At 36.4% G+C, this 5,738-nt stretch carries 5 protein-coding genes; 1 reads left to right on the top strand and 4 read right to left on the bottom strand.

Translation table 11 applies throughout. The features are described 5' to 3' along the window. Window positions 1–4 precede the first annotated feature (4 nt). On the top strand, window positions 5–1,198 hold the full coding sequence (locus tag V7024_RS23840; protein ID WP_335524538.1) for an LL-diaminopimelate aminotransferase: 1,194 nt from the start codon (window positions 5–7) through the stop codon (window positions 1,196–1,198). A gap of 164 nt (window positions 1,199–1,362) precedes the next feature. Here the strand turns inward: V7024_RS23840 and V7024_RS23835 are convergent, their stop codons facing one another. From V7024_RS23835 to V7024_RS23820, 4 genes are all read right to left on the bottom strand, one after another. Further along, window positions 1,363–2,568 carry a Ger(x)C family spore germination protein gene (locus tag V7024_RS23835; RefSeq protein ID WP_335524536.1) on the bottom strand — a complete coding sequence of 402 codons (1,206 nt, stop codon included), beginning with the start codon at window positions 2,566–2,568 and terminating at the stop codon, window positions 1,363–1,365. Beyond that, window positions 2,552–3,655 carry a spore germination protein gene (locus tag V7024_RS23830; protein ID WP_098917811.1) on the bottom strand — a complete coding sequence of 368 codons (1,104 nt, stop codon included), beginning with the start codon at window positions 3,653–3,655 and terminating at the stop codon, window positions 2,552–2,554. Before V7024_RS23830 ends, V7024_RS23835 begins: the two co-directional genes overlap by 17 nt. A gap of 27 nt (window positions 3,656–3,682) precedes the next feature. Beyond that, a complete protein-coding gene (locus tag V7024_RS23825; protein ID WP_438824512.1) occupies window positions 3,683–5,263 on the bottom strand; it encodes a spore germination protein in 1,581 nt (526 codons plus the stop codon). A 170-nt stretch (window positions 5,264–5,433) separates the two neighbouring features. Continuing rightward, window positions 5,434–5,559: a hypothetical protein gene (locus tag V7024_RS23820; protein ID WP_268865116.1), complete on the bottom strand. Its 126-nt coding sequence runs from the start codon at window positions 5,557–5,559 to the stop codon at window positions 5,434–5,436. Window positions 5,560–5,738 lie beyond the last annotated feature (179 nt).

Here is a 5,738-nt window from a genome sequence, read left to right as displayed (position 1 = left end):
ATCCATGAATTATAAGCTAGCAAATCGCATGAAAGCATTTCAATCATCAATTTTTAGTGAACTGGCAATATATAAAAAAAAGAAAATTGCAGAAGGTCATGAAATTATTGATTTAAGCATTGGAAACCCAGATATGCCACCTGCTGATATTATCATAGATACACTTGTAAACGCAGCAAATGAAAAAAATAATTATGGATATACATTAACAGGTACACAAGAATTTCATGAAGCTGTAACAGAATATTATGAGATGAATCACCATGTTACTTTAAATGCCGATAATGAGGTCTTATTATTAATGGGATCACAAGACGGACTTGTTCATTTACCGATGGTTTTTGCTGATTCAGACGATATAATTCTTGTTCCAGATCCAGGATACACTGCGTATGCAACAGGACTTGCTATGGCAGGAGCAACTCCATATTTTATGCCGCTAAAAAAAGAAAATCATTTTCTTCCTGATTTACATACGATTCCAACAGAAATTGCTCAAAAAGCAAAAATGATGATTTTAAACTTCCCTGGTAATCCTGTACCAGCAATGGCAACGAAGTCATTTTTTACTGATGTGATTGCCTTTGCAAAAAAGCACAACATTATTGTCGTTCACGACTTTGCTTACTCTGAATTTTATTATGATGATCAAAAACCTATTAGTTTTCTATCCATTCCTGGAGCAAAAGACGTTGGCGTAGAAATTAACTCTTTATCTAAAAGTTATAGTTTAGCCGGTAGTCGTATCGGTTACATAATTGGAAATGAAGAAATTGTCGGAGCGCTTAAGCAATTTAAATCAAACACAGACTACGGAGTCTTTCTTCCCATTCAAAAAGCAGCAACCGTTGCTTTAAAAGAGGGTGCTACATATTGCGCAGCAAACCGGATAATCTATCAAAAACGAAGAGATACACTTATTAATGGGCTAACAGAAGCTGGCTGGCATGTTGAAAAGCCACCTGGAAGTATGTTCATATGGGCTGAAATTCCAAAAGGCTATACTTCTTTAGAGTTCGCATATGCATTAATTGATCGTGCCAATGTCGTTGTTACACCAGGTCATGCATTTGGTCCGCATGGAGAAGGGTTTGTTCGCATTGCTCTTGTACAAAATGAAGAAAAATTAATACAAGTAGTTAACAACATTAAAAATAGTGACATTTTTTCTAATGACGGTACTTTAATCAAAAATTAATTTCGTATTTCGCTTTATAATGTGAATACGAAAACACCTCCACTTCAAGATTTAGAGAAAAGCAAAGAAGATAAGTTGGAAATGAGGAAAACCCCACTTATGGAAGTTTCACTTTTTAAAAATGAGAACAGTGATACTTACACTCACTGTTCTTTTCTCTTCTATTAAAATCCTTTTGCTCCATAATCTTTAATGTTTATTTTTACGCTATATTTAATTGGAACTTTACTAAATGTTTTATCCCAATCTTTTTTGACCTTTTCCCATACTTTTGGGTTCTTAATTCTTAATCTGTTTCCAAAGCCAGCAACGTCAACCTCATATTCTTTTTGTATCTTTTTTAATGTGTGATCTACTAGTTGATTCACTTCTTGTATAGCAGCTTTTTCTGCTCTTCTTAGAAATTTATTATTAAAAGGAGTCCCCGAAGTAACCCAGTTTTCAGATATCCGTCCCTCTGATTCGATATTGACATCAAAAGAAATTTTGTTTCCTTTAACTTGTGGTGTGATCGTGCTTTTCATAGACGCCACCTCATACATAATAGGTTGCCCTGTCTCTTTATCAACACCTTTCACTAAACCACCTTTCCCTTTACCCGTTATCCATGTTAAGCCTTCTAATTCTTTTTCAGACAAAAAACCACGCAGTTTTTTTGTTTTCCCTTTAATAATAGCAGCTCCCGAAAATTTCACTTCCCCTTTTGCCGATACCACATTTTGCAATAGAAAACTGGATTCTGATTGCATCTTTCCAGGTAATTTAGCAAGAGGAACAGGAGGTAAAATCCTTGATGTTCTATATTGATTATCTGCAATTCCATAGAGACGAAGTGCCGGAATTTCTCCTGGTTCCTTCATTTCTAACGTTTTGCTAGCTCGTCCTTTGCTAATTAACATGAGGCAGCTTGGTCGAATCTCATTATCACGAAGATAAACATCAAGTATCTTTTTCAAACTATACGTACGCGCAAGATTTGCACTTATAACAATTACTTTTGTATGGTGGAAAATCACGGGGCGATCTCTTCTTAATGAAACTTCTCGAATCATTTGATGGAGAGAATCACCGGTTTCAGAAACATTCGTATAAGCTTTTTGTTGCGGCGCCCCGCCCTTCCCACCTCCACCAGATGATTGCGGGTTAACAAATTGATAGGTAGTGGTTATAAGGTTCTTTTTTGGATATCCTCCCCCTTCTTCTTCTAGTGCTTTTTCAACAGTCGACTCCTTGCCCTTATCAAATGCCAAACCTACTTCAAAACCAAGCTCTTCAATTACATGACTGCTCCAGCATCCTGTAAGAGAAAAAAGGAAAAGTACTAACGGTAAAACTAGGAGGAATCGTATATTATTAAGATTTTGTTTCATTCTTTCCCTTCCTCCATCTTACGATCATGAGGAGAAGAATTGGCAATACACCGAATAAAAACAAAGCAGTATTCCCGATCATATCTCCAAGTTTAAATAAATCGTTAGTATTCTTTGGGATTAAAGCAATAACGTAAACAACTGGTAGTAATCCATACATAAACGAATGAATATTCTTTTTAAAAAGTTGAGCCAATCCCAAAGCAGCTGCATAGTAACAGATTGTATAAGTTGAAAAAATTTGCATAATCCATATTACAAGTAATAAAGATTCAAACCTTTCAAATATTAAACCAGGGATTTCAAAACTTCTCATGAGATCAAACGTTGGCCATGTTCTCGTTATTACTCCATCAATAGAAAACGCTCCAATTACCATCACAACGGTAATAACATAAAAAATTAAAGGAATAGCAGTTCCAACTAGCACAACTTTTACACCTTTATTCGGCTTCTCCATAAATACCAAAAGCAGCAGCATGATTTCAGCACCAGAATAAGCAAGAGTTGTTGTTTTAATCCCTTTTAATACTGGCATAAAACCTAACCCTAATACCGGACGGAGATTATCTATCTCAAATATCCCAATACTCATAAAAGCAGTCAGCAAGAAAATAAAAATTGTGATTGGGAATATAATTCCAAACATACGAGCCATTGGATTGATGCCGCCTATCATCAAATAGAGACTTACCCACATAAATGTCATGATAATAGCCCAGTCAGGTGTTCCTTCCAGTAAAAAGAAACTTGTTACTTCCTTCAGTATTCTCACTTCAAATGAAGAAAGAGTAAAAAAATAAACAATAATAATTAGACTAAGTAATCCACCTATCCATTTTCCTACAATGTCTTGGCTGTATTGATAAATTGTTTTTTCGGGAAACTGTTGGCTTAATTTGACCATGATCACCCCGGTAACCATCGCAATCAATCCGCCTAAAATAACAGTTATCCAAACATCTGGTGTTTTCACTTTCTCTACAGCTGTTCTAGGCAAGGTGAGAATACCTGCTGCAAGTATATAATTGACCAAAATGACAGCTGCTTGTGAAGTCTCAATTCGATCTTTAGGATTGGTAATCATCGCTGGTCACTTCCTTTTCAAAGTAAGCTATCCTTTTCGTATTGGATCTTTCGTATTTAGCATCTTTGGACGACGTTTCATCATCTGAAATGGAACGCGAACGATAAAGTCTTTCCAATCACTTGATCGATAAGGAACAGCTGGGCTGACATAGGGTACGCCAAAGCTCTTTAACTTCACTATATGACTGCATAAAAAGAGAAAAAACAAAATGAGTCCGTACAATCCAAACAATGCAGCGCAAAACATGCCTATAAAGCGAAGAATACGAAGCGGAATCGCTGTACTATAATGCGAGAGAGCAAATGAAGAAATGGCCGTTGCGGCTACTACAATAACCATTATAGGACTAACAATCCCAGCTTCTACCGCAGCCTGTCCAATAATTAATCCGCCAACGATCCCCATTGCTGAGCCAATTGGTTTTGGCAAACGCAGTCCGGCTTCTCGTAAAATTTCAATAGCTATTTCCATAAGCAATGCTTCTATAATTGCGGGAAAAGGAACACCTATCCGTCCCCCTATAATAGAAATAGCTAACTTAGTTGGAATCAATCCCGGATGAAACGAGATAAAAGAAATATACAAAGCAGGTGTAAAAAGAGCAATAATAGCTGCTCCAAAACGTAGCAAGCGGATAAGCGTGCCAGGAATCCAACGTTCATAATAATCTTCGGGCGATTGCATCATCATACTAAATGTAACTGGAGCGATTAATGCAAAAGGTGTTCCATCTAATAAGATTGCAACCCGCCCTTCCATCAATGCAGCAATGACCCGATCTGGACGTTCCGTACTCTGTACTTGCGCAAAAAGACTAAGGTAATTATCTTCGATGAGCTGCTCTACATATCCTGATTCCGGTACATTATCAATATCAATTTTCTGAATTCTTCTCTTCACTTCTTCTACTAATTGCGAATCAGCAATCTCTTTCATATAAGCGACGACAAGTTCTTTTTTTGCCCGTTTTCCTACTTGGAATTTCACCAATGATAAGCCTGTATTTTCACCATGACGTCGTAGAAGAGCAGTATTATCGCTTAAAATTTCTGTGAAACCTATCCGCGGACCTCTGACTGATACTTCTGATATAGGTTCTTCTACGTTCCGGGTTCTCCCTTTCGTTGTACTGAGAATCAACACATCTGATGAGCCGTCAATCAAAAGCGCGGTTGAACCTGTCAATACCTTTGCCATTAAACCTTTAATATCATGAACTTCTTTTACTTCACTAATGGAAAGAACTTGCTCTTTAATAAACTCTTTTGAAACCGTCCCTTTCTTATAAGATGAGTCATGTTTATATTCTTCATAAAAATCAATCATTAATGATTTCATAATATGTGTGTCGATAAGCTCTTTATCTGACAATCCCTCCACGAAAATAATTGCCGCTTGAATACCTGTACGCCCGATGTTAAACTCCCGAAAGTGTACATCTGAGTTTTCACTAATTTCTTTCTTTACAAGTTCCAGATCCACCGTAAAGTCGCCTGTGAAATTTTCAGATGTGGTTTGAACGGACATAATCCCTTGCTTATTTTCATTTATATTCGCTGTCTTTTTCATTTGTTGATTTTTTGACTCCTGCTCTCTCATTCTTATCACTCTTTCTCTTAAAAAAAGCTTATTATATCCGCCTAATACAAAACTTCACTAGCAATCACCGGCTTTGGCATCACATTACAGTAAATGTTTATCGGACTGAGAGGTTGTTGATTAAGCTAGCCTATTATGGTTGACTTCAAAATGAATACATTAAATCATTCATTCCGTTACTTTTCCTCTAATGTATGGATCCAACTAAAAATTTTTGAAATCACATACGGGATGAACAACACAATAAAACCTTGCCCAAAAACTTTCCATTCTGGTAGATAGGCAACAATTGTTTTCCACATTTTAACCATCCTATATCATCGGAATTTCATACATAATTATTATGTGTGATGTACGGAAATTTAATCCAACGAAATACAATGTAACTGCTCTGCTACCATATAAAAATGTATAAAAACAGAGGTCACGCTATGAAGCGTGACCTCTGTTTTTTTATTTATCTTGCGTATAAGTATTTACC

The organism is Bacillus sp. JJ864 (genome assembly GCF_036963045.1).
Lineage (GTDB): Bacteria > Bacillota > Bacilli > Bacillales > Bacillaceae_G > Bacillus_A > Bacillus_A pseudomycoides_C.
The sequence above is the reverse complement of the archived record's forward strand: the minus strand, read 5'-3'. Positions and strand labels throughout refer to the sequence as shown.